The organism is Acidovorax sp. SRI_002, assembly GCF_057586455.1.
This window is the reverse complement of record NZ_JBYCZW010000003.1, coordinates 474022-495598: the sequence shown is the minus strand read 5'-3', so window position 1 is coordinate 495598 and position 21577 is coordinate 474022. Positions and strand designations below refer to the sequence as shown.

At 65.7% G+C, this 21577-nt stretch carries 18 protein-coding genes; 11 read left to right on the top strand and 7 right to left on the bottom strand.

Going from position 1 to position 21577, the window contains the following annotated elements:
- The first annotated feature begins 39 nt into the window (after positions 1-39).
- Both AC2YJX_RS10445 and AC2YJX_RS10440 read left to right on the top strand, forming a co-directional pair.
- Positions 40-1557 carry a CoA-acylating methylmalonate-semialdehyde dehydrogenase gene (locus AC2YJX_RS10445; RefSeq protein ID WP_487255995.1) on the top strand — a complete coding sequence of 506 codons (1518 nt, stop codon included), beginning with the start codon at positions 40-42 and terminating at the stop codon, positions 1555-1557.
- Between the two features lie 164 nt (positions 1558-1721).
- Positions 1722-2390, top strand: a complete 669-nt coding sequence (locus tag AC2YJX_RS10440; protein WP_121508118.1) for a phage tail protein — start codon at positions 1722-1724, stop codon at positions 2388-2390.
- A 307-nt stretch (positions 2391-2697) separates the two neighbouring features.
- Here AC2YJX_RS10440 and AC2YJX_RS10435 read toward each other — a convergent pair whose 3' ends face one another.
- A complete protein-coding gene (locus AC2YJX_RS10435) occupies positions 2698-3186 on the bottom strand; it encodes a GNAT family N-acetyltransferase (RefSeq protein ID WP_158603285.1) in 489 nt (162 codons plus the stop codon).
- 108 nt (positions 3187-3294) lie between these two features.
- Between AC2YJX_RS10435 and AC2YJX_RS10430 the strand changes: the two genes are divergently transcribed.
- The 5 genes from AC2YJX_RS10430 to AC2YJX_RS10410 all read left to right on the top strand — a co-directional run bounded on the left by AC2YJX_RS10430 (position 3295) and on the right by AC2YJX_RS10410 (position 7727).
- A complete protein-coding gene (locus AC2YJX_RS10430; protein ID WP_228897123.1) occupies positions 3295-3594 on the top strand; it encodes a DUF6916 family protein in 300 nt (99 codons plus the stop codon).
- A gap of 471 nt (positions 3595-4065) precedes the next feature.
- Complete coding sequence (locus AC2YJX_RS10425) at positions 4066-6408, top strand: NADP-dependent malic enzyme (RefSeq protein ID WP_121421673.1); 2343 nt, start codon at positions 4066-4068, stop codon at positions 6406-6408.
- Between the two features lie 154 nt (positions 6409-6562).
- A complete protein-coding gene (locus AC2YJX_RS10420) occupies positions 6563-6970 on the top strand; it encodes a guanyl-specific ribonuclease (protein ID WP_055398013.1) in 408 nt (135 codons plus the stop codon).
- A 140-nt stretch (positions 6971-7110) separates the two neighbouring features.
- On the top strand, positions 7111-7536 hold the full coding sequence (locus AC2YJX_RS10415; RefSeq protein WP_010464776.1) for a barstar family protein: 426 nt from the start codon (positions 7111-7113) through the stop codon (positions 7534-7536).
- The gene (locus AC2YJX_RS10410; RefSeq protein ID WP_147433275.1) at positions 7515-7727 is read left to right on the top strand and encodes a hypothetical protein; all 213 of its coding nucleotides are present in this window, start codon (positions 7515-7517) and stop codon (positions 7725-7727) included. The genes AC2YJX_RS10415 and AC2YJX_RS10410 overlap by 22 nt, the downstream gene beginning before the upstream one ends.
- Positions 7728-7959: 232 nt before the next feature.
- Here AC2YJX_RS10410 and rsmA read toward each other — a convergent pair whose 3' ends face one another.
- From rsmA to AC2YJX_RS10395, 3 genes are read right to left on the bottom strand one after another with little or no spacing between them, the layout of a single operon-like run.
- On the bottom strand, positions 7960-8739 hold the full coding sequence (gene rsmA, locus AC2YJX_RS10405) for a 16S rRNA (adenine(1518)-N(6)/adenine(1519)-N(6))-dimethyltransferase RsmA (RefSeq protein ID WP_487255994.1): 780 nt from the start codon (positions 8737-8739) through the stop codon (positions 7960-7962).
- A 30-nt stretch (positions 8740-8769) separates the two neighbouring features.
- The gene (locus AC2YJX_RS10400) at positions 8770-10185 is read right to left on the bottom strand and encodes a peptidylprolyl isomerase (protein WP_121508114.1); all 1416 of its coding nucleotides are present in this window, start codon (positions 10183-10185) and stop codon (positions 8770-8772) included.
- Between the two features lie 26 nt (positions 10186-10211).
- Positions 10212-12584, bottom strand: a complete 2373-nt coding sequence (locus AC2YJX_RS10395; RefSeq protein WP_487256101.1) for an LPS-assembly protein LptD — start codon at positions 12582-12584, stop codon at positions 10212-10214.
- Between the two features lie 164 nt (positions 12585-12748).
- Between AC2YJX_RS10395 and AC2YJX_RS10390 the strand changes: the two genes are divergently transcribed.
- From AC2YJX_RS10390 to AC2YJX_RS10380, 3 genes are all read left to right on the top strand, one after another.
- Positions 12749-13891, top strand: coding sequence for an aminoglycoside phosphotransferase family protein (locus tag AC2YJX_RS10390; RefSeq protein WP_487255993.1), 1143 nt, complete (start codon positions 12749-12751; stop codon positions 13889-13891).
- A gap of 90 nt (positions 13892-13981) precedes the next feature.
- Positions 13982-14719: a 16S rRNA (uracil(1498)-N(3))-methyltransferase gene (locus AC2YJX_RS10385; protein WP_121508112.1), complete on the top strand. Its 738-nt coding sequence runs from the start codon at positions 13982-13984 to the stop codon at positions 14717-14719.
- A 332-nt stretch (positions 14720-15051) separates the two neighbouring features.
- Positions 15052-16206, top strand: coding sequence for a diguanylate cyclase (locus AC2YJX_RS10380; protein ID WP_228897118.1), 1155 nt, complete (start codon positions 15052-15054; stop codon positions 16204-16206).
- 28 nt (positions 16207-16234) lie between these two features.
- Here the strand turns inward: AC2YJX_RS10380 and AC2YJX_RS10375 are convergent, their stop codons facing one another.
- Positions 16235-17524 carry an acyl-CoA dehydrogenase family protein gene (locus AC2YJX_RS10375; protein WP_487255992.1) on the bottom strand — a complete coding sequence of 430 codons (1290 nt, stop codon included), beginning with the start codon at positions 17522-17524 and terminating at the stop codon, positions 16235-16237.
- Positions 17525-17722: 198 nt separating this feature from the next.
- On the opposite strand from AC2YJX_RS10375, the gene AC2YJX_RS10370 reads away from it, so the two are divergent.
- Positions 17723-18493: an SOS response-associated peptidase gene (locus AC2YJX_RS10370; RefSeq protein WP_487255991.1), complete on the top strand. Its 771-nt coding sequence runs from the start codon at positions 17723-17725 to the stop codon at positions 18491-18493.
- Between the two features lie 42 nt (positions 18494-18535).
- Here the strand turns inward: AC2YJX_RS10370 and AC2YJX_RS10365 are convergent, their stop codons facing one another.
- Together AC2YJX_RS10365 and AC2YJX_RS10360 are read right to left on the bottom strand one after the other, a co-directional pair.
- A complete protein-coding gene (locus AC2YJX_RS10365) occupies positions 18536-19795 on the bottom strand; it encodes a branched-chain amino acid ABC transporter substrate-binding protein (protein WP_487255990.1) in 1260 nt (419 codons plus the stop codon).
- A gap of 51 nt (positions 19796-19846) precedes the next feature.
- Positions 19847-21481: a long-chain-fatty-acid--CoA ligase gene (locus tag AC2YJX_RS10360; RefSeq protein WP_487256100.1), complete on the bottom strand. Its 1635-nt coding sequence runs from the start codon at positions 21479-21481 to the stop codon at positions 19847-19849.
- Positions 21482-21577: the final 96 nt, after the last annotated feature.

The following is a 21577-nucleotide window of genomic DNA, read 5'->3' as shown; positions in this document are numbered from 1 at the left end:
AGATAAGCGCTAGCAGCACTTTTTACCCATATTTTTGCCATGAACCACGACAAGAACGTCACCACCACCGTCGGCCACCTGATCGACGGCAAGATCGTTGCGGACACGGCGCGCACGCAGCCGGTGTTCAACCCCGCCACGGGCCAGTCGACCACCAGCGTGGCGCTGGCCAGCAAGGCTACGGTGGAGGCCGCCATTGCTTCGGCCGAAGCCGCCTTCCCGGCCTGGCGCAACACGCCGCCCCTGAAACGCGCCCGTGTGATGAGCAAGCTGAAAGTCCTGCTCGAAGAAAACGCCGACAAGATCGCCGCCCTGATCACCGCCGAACACGGCAAGGTGCTGGCCGACGCACATGGCGAGCTGCAGCGCGGCATCGAAAATGTGGAATACGCCAGCTACGCGCCCGAGCTGCTCAAGGGCGAGCACAGCCGCAACGTGGGCCCCAGCATCGACTCGTGGAGTGAGTTCCAGGCGCTGGGCGTCACCGCAGGCATCACACCCTTCAACTTCCCGGCCATGGTGCCGCTGTGGATGTGGCCCATGGCCGTGGCGTGTGGCAACACCTTTGTGCTCAAGCCCTCCGAGCGCGATCCATCCTCCACGCTGTTCATCGCCCAGCTGGCGCTGGAAGCGGGCCTGCCGCCCGGCGTGCTGAACGTGGTCAACGGCGACAAGCTGGCCGTCGATACGCTGCTGCAGGACCCGCGCGTGAAGGCCGTGAGCTTTGTCGGCTCCACGCCGATTGCCGAATACATCTACAGCGAAGGCGGCAAACACGGCAAGCGCGTGCAGGCCCTGGGCGGCGCCAAGAACCACGCCGTGCTCATGCCCGACGCGGATGTGGACAACGCCGTGAGCGCCTTGATGGGCGCGGCCTACGGATCGTGCGGCGAGCGCTGCATGGCCATCCCGCTGCTGGTGGCCGTGGGCGACGAAGTGGGCGACGCCGTGATCGCGGGCCTGAAGACCGAGATCGCCAAGATGAAGGTCGGCCCAGGCACCGACAACAGCAACGACATGGGCCCGCTGGTCACCAAGCCGCACTTCGAGAAGGTGAAGGGCTATGTCGACCAGGGCGTGGCAGAGGGTGCCACGCTGGTGGTCGATGGCCGCGGCGTGAAGGTTGCGGGCCATGAGGAAGGCTACTTCCTGGGCGCGTGCCTGTTCGACAACGTCAAGCCCGGCATGAAGATCTACCAGGAAGAGATCTTCGGCCCCGTGCTCGGCGTGGTGCGCGTGAAAACGCTGCAGGAAGCCATGCAGCTCATCAACGACCACGAATACGGCAACGGCACCTGCATCTTCACCCGCGACGGCGAGGCCGCCCGCTACTTCACCGACCACATCCAGGTCGGCATGGTGGGCGTGAACGTTCCGCTGCCCGTGCCCGTGGCCTACCACTCGTTCGGCGGTTGGAAGCGTTCGTTGTTTGGCGACCTGCACGCCTACGGCCCGGATGCCGTGCGCTTCTACACCAAGCGCAAGACCATCACGCAGCGCTGGCCCAGCGCCGGTGTGCGCGAGGGCGCGGTGTTCAGCTTTCCGAGCAGCCGATAGAGCGCCGCGCACGCTCAGGGCCTGTTCAAAGTCCCTCCGATGGGGTGACGGGCCGGGGAGTGCGTTCGCGTGTGTGAAATGCCTCTTGCAGCATATTCGTTGACCGCTCCCGTGTTGCCGTCATAGTATTCCTGAGCCTATCACTCACTAATGGAGGAGAACTCATGGAAGCATTTATGGGGATGATCATGCCGGTCGGTTTCAACTACGCGCCGCGCGGCTGGGCGTTCTGCAACGGACAGACGGTTCCTATTCAGCAAAACTCAGCCATGTTCGCCTTGCTGGGAACCACGTACGGGGGGGATGGCGTGAACACCTTCGGCCTGCCGGATTTGCGGGGCAGGGTCCCCGTCGGATCACAAGCCCCTGGACCAGGATTGACCCCCATCGCACAAGGCGAGAAGGCGGGTACCAACAACAACACTGTGATTGGCACGGGCTCGGTGACGGTGACACTCAATGCCTCGAATCTGCCACCGCACACGCACCCGGCCACCTTCGACCCCGCAGGGCTCACGGGCACAACGCATTTGCAGGCGTCCACGGGCACCACGGGCACCAGCACGACTCCCGCCAATGGCTCTTTCCTCAGCGCATCGCCGAGTGGCCCGAGCAGCGCATCCATCTACTCACCGACCGCAACGGGTCCTGTCAACCTGGGCGGCGTCAGCACCGCCATTGGTGGCACAGGTGCGGTGACGGTGGGCGCCAATACCGGCGGCCAGCCGTTGGCCGCCCCCGTGACGACCACAGCCATGGTGTCCAACATGCAGCCGTATCTGGGCCTCAACTACATCATTTGCATGGAAGGCATCTTCCCATCGCGCAACTGAGATCGTTGGACGGTCTCGCGCAAGCAGCGCTGCGGTCGCTGCGTGCGGCGTGGGCAGCTATGCGGCTGTCGCATAGCTGCGGTGGGGCACCTGGTCTGGGGCATGGATTGTCTGCAGCCAGGTGGCCAGCAAGCGCCGCAGCTTGTTCTGCGGCCCCCGGCACCGTGATCTACTTGCAGTGTGTCCCCGTTGTCGATGCAGGAACCGCCCCACGGATGGCGTTGCCTGCAAGCGCTACGCGGTCAGGCACACTTCATTTCCCCCGTCGAAGATGGCTTCAACAACGGGGCGATTGCGCTGGCAGGTCTCACTGCGAAGTGCTTCTCCAGATCATCTGTACGAACAGATCGTCTTCGGTCACGGAAGTGAATCCGCATTTTTGATACAGACACTGCGCTGGACCGTTGTATCGCCCTACCGCCAGACACAGTGGCAGGCCCTGCGCTGCTGCATGGCGCTGCAGCGCAGCCAACGCAGCCATTGCAGCGCCGCTGCGGCGAGCTGGCGGCGCAATGGCGATATCCACCAGACGCAATTGTTCGGGTGAGGCGTCTACCACCATGCGCCCTATTGGCTGGCCGGAACGCAGCAGTACCAACTGGCGGGCCAAGGGGAACTGGTGGCGGTAGCCGGTCTCCTGTGCATTGAACTGCATGGCTATCAACTGCTGGAGCATCGCGAGGTCGGGGATGGCCTGCTGGAGGTCATCGCGGGTAGATAGATAGAGTTCCAGCAGAAAAGGCTGATCGTCGTCGGCCCTCTCACGCAGGGCGAATGGTTCAGATAGCAAATACACAGTGGATTCTCGGCTGTAGGATGTTGAGTGGGTCGTGGATACCAGCCCATTCTGGCGACTCAATGGCCTGTATCCAACCCTTTTGTGATCCCTCAACACACGCCATCGATGAGCACCACTTTTGAATCCGTCAACACCCTGGTGGGCAGTCCCTTCGTCGCACTGACACAGCATGGCCCTGTGGAGCTGGTTTTGGTAGAAGCTACCGAACGGGCGCGCGGCCATTTGCCAGAGCAATTTCGGACACCGTTCACACTGCTATTTCATGGACCAGATGTTCCAAGGCTTTCTCAGGCAACGTACACCCTGAGCCACCCGCAATTGGGAAGTGTGCAGTGGATGCTGGTGCCCAGCATGCCGGATACGCGCTCGCCGAACATCGCCCGCTATGAGGCGCTGTTTGGCTAACAGCTTGCGCCATGGGAAGCACCGCTAACGATAGCGCCCGCTTCGATCTGTTGCCCGCTGGAGCTGGAAACGGACTGAAAACCGTCGATGACAGAAGGACCGCTGCAGTCTATTTCTGCGGTCTTTTTTCCGTATCTCGGCCATGGACTGCGCTGACCGCAAAACAGCCCTGGCTGGGAACGATTGTGGTGAAGCCCACAGCTTCGCAGCTCGAAGCTCCAGGCCGGACGGGCTCGAAGTGGAGTTCCAGACCACTTCGGCAGCGGTTGCGTAAAGGTTGCACCTCGCGCTGGAGCGATCCGCCGCATTCCAACCCAGACGGCAAAGCTGAATTTCCCATGTAAGCAGATTCGCTTACTAGGGTTTTTACCGAACGCGGCCTACAATCGCCCACCCTTACGAAAGCTGACAACCTGCGCCGGACCTGCTTGAACCGGCGTGGCATTGACACCCCAAGCTGGAGACAATTGAATGCCCGAAAACACCACGGCCCAGAACAACAACGATTCCGACAAGCGCGCCCAGTTGCGCCGTGCCGCTCTCGAGTACCACGAGTTTCCCAAGCCCGGCAAGATCGCCATTGCCGCCACCAAGCAGATGGTTAACCAGCATGACCTGGCGCTGGCCTACTCGCCCGGTGTGGCCGCACCTTGCGAAGAAATCGTCAAGGACCCGGCCAATGCCTTCCGCTACACCTCGCGCGGCAACCTGGTGGCCGTCATCACCAACGGCACCGCCGTGCTGGGCCTGGGCGACATCGGTGCGCTGGCCTCCAAGCCGGTGATGGAAGGCAAGGGCGTTCTGTTCAAGAAATTCGCCGGCGTGGATGTGTTCGACATCGAGATCGACGAAAAAGACCCCCAGAAGCTGGTGGAAGTGATCGCCGCGCTGGAGCCGACCTTCGGCGCCATCAACCTCGAAGACATCAAGGCCCCCGATTGCTTCTACGTGGAGCGCGAGCTGCGCAAGCGCATGAAGATTCCGGTCTTCCACGACGACCAGCACGGCACGGCCATCACGGTGGCGGCGGCCATCGTGAATGCGCTGAAGGTGGCGGGCAAGAAGATCGAGGAGGTGAAGCTGGTCACCAGCGGCGCGGGTGCAGCGGCGCTGGCCTGCCTGAACCTGTTGCTCAAGGTGGGTGTGCAGCGCAAAAATGTGTTTGTCACCGACCTGGCTGGTGTGGTCTACGAGGGCCGCGAAGAGCTGATGGACGACGACAAGCGCCAGTTCATGCAAAAGACCGACGCGCGCAAGCTGGCCGAGGTGATGGTGGGCGCGGACGTGTTCCTGGGCCTGTCGGCGGGCAACGTGCTCAAGCCCGAGATGGTGGCCACCATGGCCGAGCGCCCGGTGATCTTCGCCCTGGCCAACCCCAACCCCGAAATCACGCCCGAGCTGGCGCACAGCGTGCGCAGCGACATCATCATGGCCACGGGGCGTTCGGACTACCCGAACCAGGTCAACAACGTCCTGTGCTTCCCGTACATCTTCCGCGGCGCGCTGGACTGCGGCGCCACCACCATCACCGATGAGATGGAGATTGCCGCCGTCCACGCGATTGCCGAGCTGGCCCAGGCCGAGCAGAGCGAAGTGGTGGCCGCAGCCTACGTGGGCGAGAAGCTGTCGTTCGGCCCCGAATACCTGATTCCCAAGCCGTTCGACCCGCGCCTGATGATGAAGATTGCGCCGGCCGTGGCCCAGGCCGCCATGGACAGCGGCGTAGCCCAGCGCCCCATCGCCGACATGGACGCGTACCGCGACCGGCTGCAGACCTTTGTCTACGCCTCCGGCACGACGATGAAACCCATCTTCGACGCCGCCCGCACTGCCGCCAAGAAGCGCGTGGCCTACGCCGAAGGCGAAGAAGAGCGCGTGCTGCGCGCCGCACAGATCGTGGTGGACGAAAAAGTGGCGCGCCCCACGCTGATCGGCCGCCCCGCCATCATTGCCCAGCGCATCGAAAAATTCGGCCTGCGCCTGAAGGAAGGCGTGGACTACGACGTGGTCAACACCGACTTCGACCACCGCTACCGCGACTTCTGGCAGACCTACCACCGCATGACCGAGCGCAAGGGCATCACCCAGCAGGTCGCCAAGATCGAAATGCGCCGGCGCCTCACGCTCATCGGCGCCATGATGCTGCACAAGGGCGAGGTGGACGGCCTGATCTGCGGCACCTGGGGCACCACGGCCAACCACCTGCTCTACATCGACCAGGTGATCGGCAAACACGCGGGCGGCGCCGACAGCACGGCGCAGGATGTGCCGGTGTACGCCTGCATGAACGGACTCATGCTGCCCGGCCGCCAGGTGTTCCTGGTGGACACCCACGTCAATTACGACCCGACCCCCCAGGAGCTGGCCGAGATCACCGCCCTGGCTGCCGAGGAAATGATGCGCTTTGGCGTCAAGCCCAAGGCCGCGCTGCTGTCTCACTCCAACTTCGGCACCAGCAACCACCCCAGCGCCGTCAAAATGCGCCAGACGCTCGAACTGCTGCGCCAGCAAGCCCCCTGGCTGGAAGTGGACGGTGAAATGCATGGCGACGTGGCGCTGGACGGCAAGGCCCGTGCGGCCCTCATGCCCAGCAGCGAACTCACGGGTGACGCCAACCTGCTGGTGTTCCCCAACATCGACGCAGCCAACATCGCCTACAACCTGCTCAAGACCGCCGCAGGCGGCGGCATCGCCATCGGCCCCGTGCTGCTGGGCGCGGCCAAGCCGGTCCACATCCTGACGCCCAGCGCCACCGTGCGCCGCATTGTGAACATGACAGCACTTACCGTGGCCGATGCCAACGTGTCAAGATAAGCCAAAAATTGATAGCAAGCGCTAACTTAAAGAGCTTGTTTTTCCCTACAGCGTCTGCCCAATCTTTGTGCAGACGCTTGCTTTTTGGGGGCCGTTGAGCGACACTAGCGGCTCGAAATTTCGGGTTAACCCGTAGTTTCTGAAAGGTTCGTTGATGCTGAAGGCTGTAGCCACCCGGGCGCGCAAAGCAGGGTTTTTGTGTGTTTTGGGTGTTGCGTTCGTGTTGTCCCCGGTAGCGGGGCATGCCCGGAACTCCCCGTCCACCGACGGCTCCATCCCCCCTATCGCATTGGCCGAGTTGCCGCCCCAAGGGCGGGCGACGTATGCGCTGATCCGTGAAGGAGGGCCCTTTCCGTATGACAAGGACGGAACAGTTTTTGGCAATCGCGAGCGGCTGTTGCCCGCCCACAAGCGGGGCTACTACCGTGAGTACACCGTCAGAACACCAGGATCGCGCAACCGGGGAGCCCGGCGCATTGTGTGTGGCGGCAAGCCCCGGGTTCCGGACGCCTGCTACTACACCAGCGATCACTACGCCAGTTTTCGCGAGATCGTCGAGTGACCCCCGTTGCGCTGCACGCAGGCCAGAGATACGCTGGCAGCGGTAAGCGCGCCCCCTTGAATCCCCCACCCGCAGGCTGCATCCCGCAGCCCTGCGAAATGCCAGAAGTTTGTGGACTTTAAAAAGAAAGAGTAGCGGAGATGCAGACGCCACTTCGTAAAGACCTGGAAACGCCACTGCGTGGCGTGCGCACCAACATCGTGCAGTCCATTCGCGCTTTCCGCGTGCAGGACCTGCAGGATGCGGCCACCTCCATGGGTCACCATTTCTTGTACGCCAACCTGGCCCACGCGCAGTCCAAGCAGGATGTGCTGGACCTGATTGCCGGGCAATTCACCTTCCCGTCGCACTTCGGCAAGAACTTTGATGCGTTGTACGACTGCATGACGGATCCCTTGCATAAATCGGGCCCGCAGCCTGGTTTCATCGTGGTGCTGGAGCAGATCCCCGCCACGGGCAAGTTCGACAAGGAAGCGCGTGAACAACTGCTCGATATCTTCCGCGACGCCGCCGACTACTGGGGCGACCGCAAGATACCGTTCCGGTGTTTCTATTCTTTTCTGTAGCCCGTTCTGCATCCACCAGCCAAGCAGAACGGGCGAACGAGGCTACCGGCACCCAACAAGGTGTCGAGGGCATTGAAATCGGCACGGATTCCGCCGAAAAAATGCCGACCGACAAGCTTGTCGATGTCTCCCCGATGGCGCTGCGCATGAGCAGCCCTTTCAACGCGGGTTACTGGCTGAGCGCGGCGTAACTCGGTATATCCCCCTGAGCGGCTACGCCGCTTCCCCCTTCTCTCGGCTTCGCCGGGAAGGAGGACGACACCAGCGCGGCGGGGCGGCCCTTGCGCGGTGTCACTGGCCTGGGCCGTGACAGTTGCCAGGGTCGTGGCGAAATGAGGGGCCGAAGCTGTAGGCGCGACGCCATCGCATCTACGGCAAAAATGGCGCCTTGCGCGCGCCCATCAAGCGCCAACAGCTATCAATTCAAGAGCAAACCTGCGCCAGCGTCACGTATTCGGCCACGGGCACTTCCTCGGCGCGGCGCTGGGTGTCGAAGGTGCCGGCGAACTGGCGCGCTTCGAGCCAGCGGCCCAGGGTGTGGCGCAGCAGCTTGCGGCGCTGGCTGAAGGCGACCTGCACCAGTTCTTCCAGCAGGGGCACCGACAAAGGCGCAGGCTCTGCGTGCGGCACCATGCGGACCACGGCGCTGTCCACGCGTGGGGGTGGGTCAAAGCTCTCAGGCGGCACGAACAGCACGTTTTCCATGGCGTAGCGCCACTGCAGCATGACTGACAGGCGCCCATAGTCGCTGGTGGCGGGCTTGGCCACCATGCGGTCGATCACTTCCTTTTGCAGCATGAAGTGCTGGTCTTCAATCACCTGCACATGGTCCAGCAGGTGAAACAGGATGGGCGTAGAGATGTTGTAGGGCAGGTTGCCCACCACGCGCAGCTTGAGGCTGGGCAACGCGGCTTTCTCGCGCATGGCCAGTGCCAGCGCGGTGAAGTCCACCTTGAGCACGTCGGACTCGATCACTTCCAGCTGGCCGTGCAGCCGCAGGCGCAAGGCCAGATCGCGGTCCAGCTCGATGACCGTGAGGCGCCCCAGGCGCTCGACCAGGGGCTGGGTCAGCGCCGCGAGGCCCGGACCGATCTCAACCATGGGCTGGCCTGGCTGGGGCGCAATGGCCTGCACGATATCTTCGATGATGCCCTTGTCGGACAGAAAATGCTGTCCGAAGCGCTTGCGGGGGATGTGTTTCAACGCGTGCTTACCTGTCTGATCATCGATCGGTCACTGCGGTGGGTCGCGGTATTCGACATACGCGCGTCCGCGCAGCTCCTGCGCCCAGGTGGCGTAGGCCTCGTCCAGTTTCTTCTCGCGCACGGTGTCGCGCGCCATGTCGCGCTGCTCGCGCTGGGTGAGCTTGGCCTCGCGGCGCTCCAGCAGCTGGATCAGGTGCACGCCGAAACGCGAAACCACGGGTTCGCTGATGTCGCCGGGCTTGAGGGCGTTCAGGGCCTGCTCGAACTCAGGCACATAGCGGCCGGGGGTGGCCCAGCCCAAGTCGCCACCTTCCTTGGAGCTACCGTCCTGCGAGTGCTCGCGGGCCAGTGCCGCAAAATCGGCCTGCCCCATCTGCACACGGCGGCGGTAGTCGGCCAGGCGAGCGGCGGCGGCGCTTTCGGAAAGTTGCGGCCCCGTGCGCAGCAGGATGTGGCGGGCATGGTTTTGCACCACCGTGGTGGGCACGCCAGCCGTGACTCGCTCGATCACCTTGAGCACGTGGAAGCCCGCTGGCGAGCGCACGGGCCCGACGATGCTGCCCACAGGCAGGCCCAGCGTGGAGTTCACAAACAGCTCGGGATACCGGTCGGCCGGGCGCATGCCCAGTTGGCCGCCCGCGCGCTGTCCCTCGGGCGCATCCGAAAACTCGCGGGCCACGGCCGCAAAGTCTTCCCCCGCGCGCACCTTGTCGGCCGCGCGCTGGGCGCGTGCCTGGCGCTCGGCCACCTGCACGGGGCTCGCGTTCTCGGGCACCAGCACCAGCACATGGCCCAGGTTGATCTCCATCGAAGCGACGTCGTTGCCCTTTTGCTGCTCGCGCAGGTACTGGTCGATGTCCAGGTCGGTGACTTTCACGCGCGCCTCCACCTCGCGCTCGCGCAGGCGCTGCAGCAGCAACTGGTTGCGCAATTCCTCGCGGAAGCGCTCCTTGCCCATGCCGTCCCGCGCCAGGCGGCGGTAGAGGTCATCGACCGACATGTTGTTCTGGCGGGCCACGCCCTGTTCGGCCTGCGACACGGCGTAGTCATCCACCTTGAGGCCCGATTCCTTGGCTTGCTGCAGCTGTGCGCGCTCCAGGATGATGCGCTCCAGCACCTCGCGCGCCAGCAGCTCCCGGGGCGGCATGGCACCCCCTTGCTGGGCCAGCTGGGCTTCGGCGCGGGCCAGGCGCGCGCGGACCTCGTTGTTGGTCACGGGCTCGGAATTGACCACGGCGACAATGAAATCCGCCTGCCGGGGTGCCGAGCTGCTGCTACCACTCGCCGTTTCTGCAGGCAGCGTGATCGATGGTGCGGCCGCCGGGCGCGCCGTCAGCCCTTTGCCCGACGGTGCGCCGGAAGGGCGCAGCCCTTGGGCCAGGGCGCCCTGGGAGAGCAGGGAAGCCAGGGTGGCAATGGCCAGTGCAATGACACGGTGATTCATGGCGTTAAGCGTAGGAGCGTTGGGCGTTAGTCGTAGTTGCTGAAACGGCTGGGCGTTGTGACCTGCTCGCGCAGGTTCTGGTAACGCGGCACATTCTGCTTGAAGGTGTCCAGGGGGCTGGAGCCCAGGCTCAGGCGCGAGAAGCCGACGAACTCGATCTGGAACAGCAGGCGAGTGTTGGAGGTGGTCACGCTGCTTTGCAGGCGCTCCAGCACCACACGGCCAATCCAGCAGCAGCTGTCGTACTCCAGGCCGACCACGGTGTCCACCAGCTTGCGGTCCTGCAGGCTGTAGTTCAGGCGGCCCACGCTGTACCAGCGCCCGCCGCCCTGGCCACGGCCTGCGCCCAGGTCTTTGCCCTTGTCGCCCCACAGGTCGTTCAGCGGCCACTGCCAGCCGATGTCGATCTGCTCGCTGGTGCCACGCTGCAGGCGGTAGGCCGCGCTCACGGTGCGGTAATTGCCGGGGCTGTAGCGCGCGCCGATGGTCGAGCGGATGGAGCGCCCCGTCTTGGGGTTGTACTGCACGGTGGAGTCAAAGCCCCACTGGGGCGTCCAGCTGATACCCGCGCCTAGCAACAGGTCCGACAGGCGCTCGCTCACGGGGGTACCGCCGGGCAAGGTGACCTTCTGGTCCGAGAACCGCAGCCGCTGGGCAATGCCAAAGCGTGCGGCCTCGGCGCCCGTGTTCGGGTCCAGTAGCCGGGTGGTCACGCCCAAGGTGAGCAGGTTGTTGTCTGCCAGCCGGTCGTTACCCCCGAAAGCGTTCTCGGTGTAGATGGTGGCGAAGTTGAAATCATTGGCCGCCGTGTCGTACACGGGCAGCATGCTCTGGTCACGGTAAGGCGTGTAGGTGTAGAACGCGCGCGGCTCCAGCGTCTGCAAAAAGGCGCGGCCAAAGTAAGCGGCATCGCGTTCGAACACCAGCCCGCTGTCCAGGCTGAAGGTGGGCAGGGTGCGGTTGGCTGAACGCTGCCCGTTGGACAGCGCCGAGTCAAACTGGTACTGCGTGGCGTGCAATTGCAGGCGCGGGGTCACGAAGCCACCGGGCGCCAGAAACGGCCGGCTGATCTGCGCCATCGCATAGCTGCGGTTGGCATTGGGCTGGCCTGTCAGCTCGCGGGCGGCCTGGAAGCGGGTGGTGTCCAGCTCCACGCTGGCATCGAGCCCGCCACCCAGCTGCGACGGTGCATAGCGCCACTGCAACTGGGGCAGCCGGTCATACGGCGGCACGATGGGGGAGGTCACGTCCTGCAAGGTCTGCCACTTGAGGGTGCGCACGCTGGCGGACATGTCATTGCGCGCCCACGACAGCGTGGCGTCGCCCGGCAGCAGGCGCTGGCGCAGCAGGTCGGACGCCCGGCCAAAGTCGCGCCAGTAGTTGTCGTCGCTCACGCGGTTGACGTTCAGATTGAGCCCCAGCCCGCCCATCGGCGTGTCAAAGGCGCCTTGGTGCTGGCCCGAAAAGCTCCAGCGCATGCGGTCGCGCAGGCGGTCGGTGGGCATCACATCGGCACTGATCTGGCCGGTGTAAGTGGGCTCCAGGTAGCGGAACTCGCCCCCCAAGTTGGCGCCGCGCTTGGTCATGAGTGCCGCGCGCAGCGTGGCGTCGCGGTTGGGTGCGATGTTCCAGTAGTAGGGCTGGATGTACGCCACCCCGTCGCGGCTGTCCAGCCCGATGGTGGGCGGCAGCAGGCCGGACTTGCGCTTGTCCGACAGCGGGAAGGTGATGTACGGAATGGGCAGCACAGAGACGCCCTTGAACTCCAGCACCGCGTCTTCGGCGGTGCCGACCTCTTCCTCGTTGTCGATGCGAATGTTGGCGGCGCGCAGCACCCAGTCGGGCTGCCAGCTTTCTTCATTGCCGCGCTCGCAGGTGGTGTAGGTGGCGTTGTGCACCACGGCACGGTCGCGGTCGATGAAATCCACGCGCGTGGCGTCGCCGTGCGCCTGGGTGGCCAAAAATTGGTAGCGGGCGTCGCTGAAGAATCCCTCAAAGGCATCCACCCGCAGCTCCAGCGCCGTGCCTTCGTACACGTTGCCCGCGCGGTTGATGCGCACCTTGCCGTTGGCCTTGGCCAGGTCTTCGGGCACGTTGTAGTCCAGGCGGTCGGCACGGATCACGGTGTCGCCCCGGCGCAATTCGGCATTGCCTTCGATGACGGCGTTCAGGTCGGTCTGGCCGCTGATCCGGTCCCCCGTCACAAAAACGGGGAGCTGGGGCCGGACCGCCTCGGGAATCTTTTCCTGAAGCAGGGGCGAGGTGCGCAGCGCAGGGGGTGCATCCCAGGCACTGGCAGGCGGGGCAGCGTCAGGCGCCTGCGCCAGCACAGAGAGCGGCAGACCGCACCAGGCCAGCGCCACGCCATAAGCCAGGGCCCGGGGTACGGGAGCGCGCAGCCGCTCGGGCTTCGCCTTGGCGGGCCGGGGCCGGAGGGAGGATGTCTGCACGGTGGGGGGCTTGCAGCGTGGCACGTGGGGCGGTGGGCAGGGGCGGATCAAAGAAGGAGGAACCCGCCCACCTCAGAGCCTGGGGGGAGCGGGTTTGTAAAATCGGATTATCCATGAGCCACCCATCTTCCCCTTCTCCCGCCTGCCCGCCCCCGGGCACGGCCGTGGCAACCCCCGCAACTTCCACCGTGGCCTGGCCCGATGCGGCCCGCCAGACAGCCTTCGAGGCCTGGCTGGCGCCCCTGGTGGGCCCGCACCAGCTACTGCCCGCCACGCTGCGCCCCGCCTCGGCGGACGCGAGCTTCCGGCGCTACCTGCGCATCGACAGCGCCATGGGCTGCAGCCGCATCGTGATGGATGCGCCGCCGGACAAGGAAAACTGCAAGCCCTTCGTGCAGGTGCAGGGCCTGATGGCCGCCGCCGGTTTGAACGTGCCCGAGATCCTTGCGTACGATGAACCGACCGGCTTCATGCTGCTGTCCGACCTGGGCCACCAGACGCTGATTGAGCTGCTGAACCCCGAAAAGCCCCAGGACGCCTACGCCTGGTACCAGCAGGCCACCGACGTGCTGCTGGACTGGCAAAAAGCCTCCCAGCCCGGCGTGCTGCCGGCCTATGACGAGGCGCTGCTGCGCCGCGAACTGGCGCTGTTCCCCGACTGGTACCTGGCCAGGCACCGCAGCGTCACGCTGGACGACAAGCAGCAGGCCACGCTGGCCAGCGCCTTTGATGCCATCGTGGCCCACAATCTGGCCTCCCCTCAGGTCTATGTGCACCGCGATTTCATGACCCGGAACCTGATGGCCCCCACCGAACAGGGCGCGCCCCTGGGGGTGCTGGACTTCCAGGACGCCGTCTATGGCCCCATCACCTATGACATCGCCAGCCTGCTGCGCGATGCGTTCATCAGCTGGGAAGAGGAATTTGTCATCGACATTACGGTGCGTTACTGGGAGAAGGCGCGCAAGGCTGGACTGCTGGGGGCGCGCAGCGCCAGCGGCTGGGGCGATGACTTCGGCGAGTTCTACCGTGCGGTGGAATGGATGGGCCTGCAGCGCCACCTCAAGGTCGCCGGCATCTTTGCGCGCCTGACCCTGCGCGACGGCAAGCCCAAGTACCTGGCCGATGCGCCGCGTTTCATGGCCTACATCCGCGCCACGGCCAACCGCTACCGGCAGCTGGGGCCGCTGCTCAAGATGCTCGACCAGATCGAAGGCACCGAGCCGGTGGTGGGCTTTGCCTACGGCCGGATGTAGCGGCGCGACTGGGCGCACGCAGTAAAACAGAATAAAATTAGGCTCTAGCGCTTATCAATCAAGCGCAAGTAGCTATAAATTAAGTAGCAAATGCCCCGTTTCCATTGCCCGGCCCTTCTGGCCACCGGCGCCGAGCTAGACCTGCCCCCCGGCGCTGCGCGCCACGTACAGGTGCTGCGCCTGCAACCGGGCGACACCATCACGCTGTTCCACGGCGGGCAAGCCGAGGGCGACCCGGGCGGCGAATTCGACGCCACGATACTGAAGATGGGCCGCAGCGATGTGCGCGTGGTGGTGGGCGCCCACCATGCCACCGAACGTGAAGCCCCGCGCGCCGTGCACCTGCTGGCCGGTATCACCGCCAACGAACGCATGGACTGGCTGGTGGAGAAAGCCACCGAGCTGGGCGTGGCGAGCATCACGCCCCTGGTGGCCGAGCGCAGCGTGCTCAAGCTCAAGGGCGAGCGGGCCGAGAAAAAAATCGCCCACTGGCAGGCCGTGGCCGTGGCCGCCTGCGAGCAGTGCGGCCGCAACCGCGTGCCCGTGGTGCACAACGCCGTGGACCTGGCCGGCTGGGTACGCGCCCAGGCCCAGGCCACCACCGTGCAGCGCCTGCTGCTGTCGCTGCGCGCGGGCACGGCGCCGCTGCACACGGCGGCGGGCCCGGCCGGGCCCGTGGTGTTTCTCTCCGGCCCCGAAGGCGGGCTCTCCAGCACCGAGGAAGACCTGGCACTGCAACACAGCTTTGCCCCGGTCACGCTGGGCCCCCGTGTGCTGCGCGCCGAGACCGCACCGCTGGCCGCCTTGGCGGCACTCACCCTTCTTTAAGGATGACCTGCATAACTCCCTGCGGTCTGTGATAGCGCGGTCTCGGGCGGTCCGCTGCGTTGCTTTTCTTGCCAATAGCTGGGCTATTGGCTGCAAAAAGACGCCTTGCGGCCCATCCCGATCCGCACTACCACCGACTCGCGAGGGTTATGCAGGACATCCTTAACGGGGTCAGGGTCCTTCGGCGAAACCCCAGGCCGCGCCTGGGCAGGGCTGTACGCCGGGCGATGACCCTCCTAGAATGAAAAGCGCACGGCCAGGCCCCGTTGCACGCCGCAGCGCAGCCCCACCCATCCACACGCCACCCGACCGCCCTGGCAGGAGCACCCACCTTGCGCACACCTTCCCGCTGGCACCGCATTCGGGACGTGGTTCTCTCCACCGACCGTCGGCGGCGCACGCTGGTGGCCATGGCGTTGCTCGCGCTGGTGCTCATGACCAGCAGTGCGGGCGTCATGCTGATGGTGGCAACGGCGAGCAGCGCAGTGAACGCCGTTGCCGTGCAATGGTGGGCCGCCATCTCGGTCGGCGGGATGGTGGTGATGACCGCGTTCATCCGTTCGGGCGAGACCGCGCGGCTCAGCGACCCCTCACTCACCGTGCCCCAGATGGTCTGGACCATCACCAGCGGCGCCGTGGCTTATGTGCTGGCGGGCGATGCGCGGGGCGTGGTGCCCGCCGTGCTGGCCATGATCCTGTTCTTTGGCACCTTTGGCCTGACCGTGGCCGAGGTGATCGGCATCGGCGTGTATGCACTGCTGGCCTTCGGCTGTGCGGTGGCGGCCACCACGCGTTTTAACGCCAGCCCGTTTGGCTACCTGGATACCGCCTATGCGCTCATGGTGCTGATCGTGCTGGGGGGCAGCATTGCGCTGAACCTGCGCATCCAGCGCATCCGCGCGCGGCTGCAGGAGCAGCGCGAGGCGCTGGCCCAGGCGCTCGCCGTCAACCGCGATCTGGCCACCCGCGACGAGCTGACCGCCCTGCCCAACCGCCGCGCCATGCAGGACCTGATGGAGCTGGAACGCCGCCGCAACCTGCGCAACGGCCGCCCCCTGCTGCTGGCCCAGCTGGACATTGACCACTTCAAGCGCGTCAACGACACCCATGGCCACGCCACGGGCGACCGGGCGCTGCAGGCCTTTGCGGGCATCGTGCGGGCCAGCGTGCGCGACACCGATGTGCTGGCCCGCTGGGGTGGCGAAGAGTTTGTGCTGCTGCTGTCCGACACCCAGATGGACGATGCCCGCGACCTGCTGGAGCGCGTGCGCCAGGCCGTGGCCGCGATGGAGATTCCGCACGCTGCCGGCGTGCTGCGCATGACGGTATCGGCTGGCCTGGCACTGCACCTGCCCGGCGACATGGTGGAGCAGACGCTGGAGCGCGCCGACCAGGCGCTGTACACCGCCAAGTCGCTGGGGCGCAACCGCGTTGTGGTGGCGCCCTCCGGCCCGCGCGCCGCGCGGGCCTCGGCCGCGTCCTCCTGACTCCCGCCGCACTGTCCGGTGCAGGTGCTCAGGCACTAAGCCGTGGCGGCGCGCGCATCTGCTCCGGGGTGGTGAAGTAGGCTGCTAAGGTGCCGAGCTGCTCGCGCGCCTGACGCAGTTCGTGCCGCGCCACAGTGCGCAGGTGCACCTCGTCGGGCCCATCCATCAGCCGCAGCGCGCGGCCCCAGGTCCAGAACGCCGCCAGCGGCGTGTCGGGCGACAGGCCCATGGCGCCAAAGATCTGCATGGCGCGGTCCACCACGCGCTGCTGCAGGCGCGCGGCCACCACCTTGATGGCGGCAACCTGGGCACGCACAGTGCGCGCATCCGAAGCGTCGCCCTGGTCCAGCAGCCAGGCCGCATGCAGCACCAGCAGGCGCGCCTGGTCGATCTCGATGCGCGACTCGGCCAGCCATTCCTGCACATTGGCCTGCTCGGCCAGCGGCTTGCCAAACGCCGTGCGCTCCAGCGCTCGCTCAGTGGCCAGGTGCAGCGCCAGCTCGCACTGGCCGATGGTGCGCATGCAGTGGTGCACACGGCCGGGGCCCAGGCGCGCCTGCGCCATCGCAAACCCCGCGCCCCAGTCGCCCAGCAGGTGGTCCGCAGGCACACGCACGCCCTGCAGCAGGATCTCGCAATGCCCCTCGGGCGCATGGTGGTGCAGCACGCTGATGTTGCGCACGATCTGCACACCCGGCGTGTCCACGGGCACCAGCACCATGCTGTGGCGGTGGTGGCTGTCTGCACCATCGGCATCCGCATTGCGGCACAGCACGATGAGCAGTTGGCAGTGCGGATGCGCCGCGCCGGTGATGAACCACTTGCGGCCGCAGAGCACCAGGCCATCGCCCTCGCGCCGCACCGTGGTCTGCAGGTTGGTGGGGTCGGACGAGGCCACGTCGGGCTCGCTCATCGCAAAGGCTGATCGCATCTGGCCGTGCAGCAACGGCACCAGCCAGCGGGCGCGCTGCGCGGGTGTGGCAAAGCGGTGCAACAGCTCGATGTTGCCGGTGTCCGGCGCGTGGCAGTTGAACACCTCGGCCGCCCACGGCAGGCGGCCCATGGCCTCGGCCAGCGGCGCGTAGTCGAGGTTGGACAGCCGCGTGCCGGGCTCGTCGTCCTCGAGCGTGGGCAGGAACAGGTTCCACAGGCCTTCTTCGCGCGCCAGCGCCTTGAGGTCTTCCAGGAACGGCGGCGGGTAGTCGGCCGCGGCCACGGCCGCGTGCCAGGCGGCGTTGTAGGGAAGCAGATACCGGTCCATGAACGCCAGCAGGCGATCACGCCATTGAAGGGCCAGAGAGGAAGGTGCGAAGTCCATGAGGGCATTGTGAAAACAGCGCCAGCGCGCGTCACAACGCAGGCGACAACGGGCTTGATACAAGTCAGGACCGGGCCGGATGGGTGACACAGCGGGCTCGAAAATGCTTCTGTTTTTATAGCTGTTAGCGCTTATCAAACAAGCGCCAGAGCCCTATTTCATGCAAGAAACCTCAACGCCACACGCTACCATCGCCCCATGAGCACCCATTACGAAACCCTGCCCCACGCCGACACCTACCGCGAGGCCTTTGCGGTCGAGCCACCGCAGGCCCTGGGTGAACGCCACCTGTGGCCACGCAAGCCCGGCTTCTTCATCGTGCATGCGGCCACGGCAGCCGCCATCGCCCAGCCAGTGGTGGCCAAAGCGGCGGCCGACGCCGAACCCAGCCCCCCGGCAGACACGCCCACAGACGCACCCGCCGCCAGCACGGAACGCGTGCTCGTGCCCGCGCAATGGGGCCTGGTGCCGCACTGGGTCAAGTCGGCATCCGATGCCAAGCTGCGCGCGCCCAAGCTGGTCAATGCCAAGTCCAACACCGCCTCCACCGGCACCGCGTTCCGCGACGCGTGGCTGAATGGCCAGCGCTGCATCGTGCCCATGGTGGCGTTTTACGAAGACGACCTGCGCAGCGGCAAGGCCGTGCCCACCCGCGTGGCGCGCGTGGACGGCAAGCCCATGGGCGTGGCGGGCCTGTGGGCGCGCTGGCAGGGGGCCGATGGCGAGGTGATCATCAGCTACAGCCTGCTCACGGTGAACGCCAACAACCACGCACTGCTGCACCGCTACGGCCAGCCCGGCAGCGAAAAAAGCATGCCCGCCATCCTGAACGAAGGCGCCTACGACGCGTGGCTCACGGCCCGGCCAGAGAAGGCCAAGGAGTTCATGCGCCAGTACGCGGCCCAGTGGCTGCTGGCCAACCCGGTGGAGAAAAAGGCAGACAAGGTGCCCAAGGGCCTGCTGGGCTGATATTCCGCGCCGCGTGAGCGGCACGGTGGCGCGCCGGGGCGCTCAGGACGGCCGCTTCATCTGGCAGGACGTTGGCTGGGCGCTGATGTAGTTATCCCACGCCACTTCGGAGCGGAAGCCATAGCCGGTTTTCTCGGCGTCGTACTTCACGCCCTTGCTGCCCTGCTTGGCCCAGATGCCCAGGTACAGCGGCGCTTCGAGCTGGTGGTCGGTCTTGCGCATGCGCACCTCGCCCATGGGGCTCTTGTAGGTCATGCCTTCCAGGGCCAGGGCCACCTTCTTCGCGTCGGTGGACTGGGCCTTGCGCATGGCTTCACGCAGCATGTGCATGCTGTTCCAGTGCGCGGCAAACACAAAGTCGTCGCCGGTCTTCTTCTTGTAGTCCACGTAGATCTTTTCCAGATCGGGCGTGGGGGCGTTGTGCACCCAGTTCCAGATCACCCCCACCTTGCCTTCGCCCCAGGGCCCGATCTGCGCGGGCGTGCCGGGGTTGTTGGCGTTGAGGGTGAAGTAGTTGATGTTCAGGCCGTAGTCGCGCGAGGACTTGAACAGCAGCGTCAGGTCGCTGCCCCAGTTGGAGGTGATGACCGTATCGGCCTTGGCAGCGGCCATCTTGGCCACATAGGGGGCAAAGTCGCGCGTCTGCGCGATGGGGATGAAGTCATCGCCCACGATTTCGATGTCGGGCCGCTTGCGCGCCAGGTATTCCTTGGCGGCCTTGGAGACCTGGCGGCCGTGGGTGTAGTCCTGGTTGAGCAGGTACACGCGCTTCACGTCCTTGCGGCCTTGCAGGTAGGTGGTCAGCGCCTCCATCTTCATCTCGCTCGATGGATAGAAACGGAAGTGCCAAAAGCTGCAGCGCTCGTTGGTGAGCTGCGGGTCCATGGCGGCGTAGTTCAGGTACACGGTGGCGCGCTCCGGGTCGCGCTCGGCGAGCTTGTTGAGCCCGTCCACCAGCGCCAGCGCCACCCCCGATCCGCCCCCCTGGGTGATGTAGCGCACGCCCCGGTCGGTGGCGGCCTTCAGGGCGTTCAGGCTCTCCTGCGGCGTGCCCTTGTTGTCGAAGTCCATCACCTCGAACTTGGGCTCGTTGGGCCCCGCCTTAGCATTGACCTGCGCCACCACCTCGCGCAGCTGGTTGAGCGAGCTTTGGCCGGTGAGCGCGAACGGGCCGGACAGCAGATCGATGAAGCCGATCTTTACCGTCTCGGCCGCCCCGGCGTGCGCAGCCATCACCAGCGCTGCGGCGCAGGCGCCGGTCTTGAGCCATTGATGAGGCCATTTCCTGGGAACCATGTTCATGGGTGTCTCCGTAGAGTGGGTGGGTAGGAACTGCGTCAATGCGGGGCGATGTCAATCGCCGCCGAACACCGAGCCATGGCGTTGCCGCAGCTCGTTTTTCTGGACCTTGCCGGTGCCGCCCAGCGGCAGGCTTTCGACAAACAGCACTTCGTCGGGCAGCCACCACTTGGCAACCCGCTCTGCGAGGAAGTCCAGGATCTGCGCCTTGTCGAGCGACTGGCCGGGCTTGCGCACGATGAAGAGCAGCGGGCGTTCGTCCCACTTGGGGTGCTTGACGCCGATGACAGCGGCCATGGCCACCGCCGGATGCGCCACGGCGGCGTTCTCCAGGTCGATGGAGCTGATCCACTCGCCGCCCGACTTGATCACGTCCTTGGTGCGGTCGCGGATCTGCACCACGCCCTGGGGGCTGATGGTGGCGATGTCGCCGGTGGGGAACCAGCCATCGACCAGCGCCGAACGCTCGGCCTTGTGGTACCGGTCCACGATCCACTGGCCGCGCACCATCAGCTCGCCCTGCGCCACCCCGTCGCGGGGCAGGCTGGCGCCGTTTTCATCCACGAGCTTGAGTTCGATGCCAAACACCGACTTGCCCTGCTTGGCCACCAGCGAGTGGCGGTCTTCGGCCGGCAGTTCGGCATCGGCAGCGCCCAGCACGCTCATGGTGGCGATGGCCGTGGTCTCGGTCATGCCCCAGCCGTGGCGCACCTCCACGTCGTACACGTCGTTGAACTTGGCGATCAGCGCCTTGGGCATGGCCGAACCGCCCACGCCCGTGCGGCGCATGGTGCTAAAGCGCAGCTGGTGCTGCTCCACATGCTGGATGAGGCCCATCCAGATCGTGGGCACGCCCGCGCTGACGGTGACGCGCTCGGACTCCATCAGCTCGTACAGGCTGGCGGCGTCCAGGCGCGGGCCGGGCAGCACCAGCTTGGCCCCGCCAATCAAAGCCGCATAGGGCAGGCACCAGGCGTTGATGTGGAACATGGGCACCACGGGCAGGATGGTCTCCCGCGCGCTGATGCTCAGCACGCCCGGCATGCAGGCCGACAGGGCACTGAGCACCAGCGCCCGGTGCGAATACAGCACGCCCTTGGGGTTGCCGGTGGTGCCCGAGGTGTAGCACAGCGCTGCGCCGGTCTTTTCATCACATTCGGGCCACTCAAAGCGGTCATGCTGGCCGGCCACCAGTGTCTCGTAGGCCTCGACCCCGGGCACCCCTTGCAGGTCGATGGTGCCCAGCGTGTCGGAATCACACAGCGCCACCCAGTGCCGCACGCGGGGGCACAACGCCGCAATGGCGCGCACCAGCGGCGCAAAGCTGGTGTCGAACAGCACCACCTCATCGTCGGCGTGGTTGACGATGTAGGCCAACTGCTCGGGGTGCAGGCGCGGGTTGCAGGTGTGCATGACCATGCCGCTGCCCGACACGGCGTAGTACGCCTCCAGGTGGCGGTGGTTGTTCCAGGCCAGTGACCCCACCACGCTGCCGGGGCGCAGGCCCAGCGCCTGCAACGCGTTGGCCAGCTGCCGGGCGCGCCGGGCCATGTCGGCAAAGCGGTAGCGGTGCAGGCTGCCATCGGTGTCGCGCGAGACGACCTGCTGGTCGCCGTACTGGTTCTCACCGTGCTCGAGGATGGCCGAGACCAGTAACGGCCGATCCATCATGCTGCCGGGCTGCTGCATTGCTGTCGTCTCCTTGTGGTGTGCGCGGTGCTGCATCGCGGTATCCGTGGGACGCCGGTGCAGAGCCCTCTGTGCTGGGGCTGGCACATCGTCGCA

What these genes read in the sequence shown, in the direction of transcription:
- AC2YJX_RS10370 (WP_487255991.1), top strand. Translation starts at nt 17,723, where the DNA reads ATGAGCACCCATTACGAAACCCTGCCCCACGCCGACACCTACCGCGAG.
- AC2YJX_RS10375 (WP_487255992.1), bottom strand. Translation starts at nt 17,524, where the DNA reads ATGGACTTCGCACCTTCCTCTCTGGCCCTTCAATGGCGTGATCGCCTG.
- AC2YJX_RS10420 (WP_055398013.1), top strand. Translation starts at nt 6,563, where the DNA reads ATGCTGAAGGCTGTAGCCACCCGGGCGCGCAAAGCAGGGTTTTTGTGT.
- AC2YJX_RS10385 (WP_121508112.1), top strand. Translation starts at nt 13,982, where the DNA reads ATGCCCCGTTTCCATTGCCCGGCCCTTCTGGCCACCGGCGCCGAGCTA.
- AC2YJX_RS10445 (WP_487255995.1), top strand. Translation starts at nt 40, where the DNA reads ATGAACCACGACAAGAACGTCACCACCACCGTCGGCCACCTGATCGAC.
- AC2YJX_RS10425 (WP_121421673.1), top strand. Translation starts at nt 4,066, where the DNA reads ATGCCCGAAAACACCACGGCCCAGAACAACAACGATTCCGACAAGCGC.
- AC2YJX_RS10365 (WP_487255990.1), bottom strand. Translation starts at nt 19,795, where the DNA reads ATGAACATGGTTCCCAGGAAATGGCCTCATCAATGGCTCAAGACCGGC.
- AC2YJX_RS10400 (WP_121508114.1), bottom strand. Translation starts at nt 10,185, where the DNA reads ATGAATCACCGTGTCATTGCACTGGCCATTGCCACCCTGGCTTCCCTG.
- AC2YJX_RS10430 (WP_228897123.1), top strand. Translation starts at nt 3,295, where the DNA reads ATGAGCACCACTTTTGAATCCGTCAACACCCTGGTGGGCAGTCCCTTC.
- AC2YJX_RS10440 (WP_121508118.1), top strand. Translation starts at nt 1,722, where the DNA reads ATGGAAGCATTTATGGGGATGATCATGCCGGTCGGTTTCAACTACGCG.
- AC2YJX_RS10415 (WP_010464776.1), top strand. Translation starts at nt 7,111, where the DNA reads ATGCAGACGCCACTTCGTAAAGACCTGGAAACGCCACTGCGTGGCGTG.
- AC2YJX_RS10360 (WP_487256100.1), bottom strand. Translation starts at nt 21,481, where the DNA reads ATGCAGCAGCCCGGCAGCATGATGGATCGGCCGTTACTGGTCTCGGCC.
- AC2YJX_RS10390 (WP_487255993.1), top strand. Translation starts at nt 12,749, where the DNA reads ATGAGCCACCCATCTTCCCCTTCTCCCGCCTGCCCGCCCCCGGGCACG.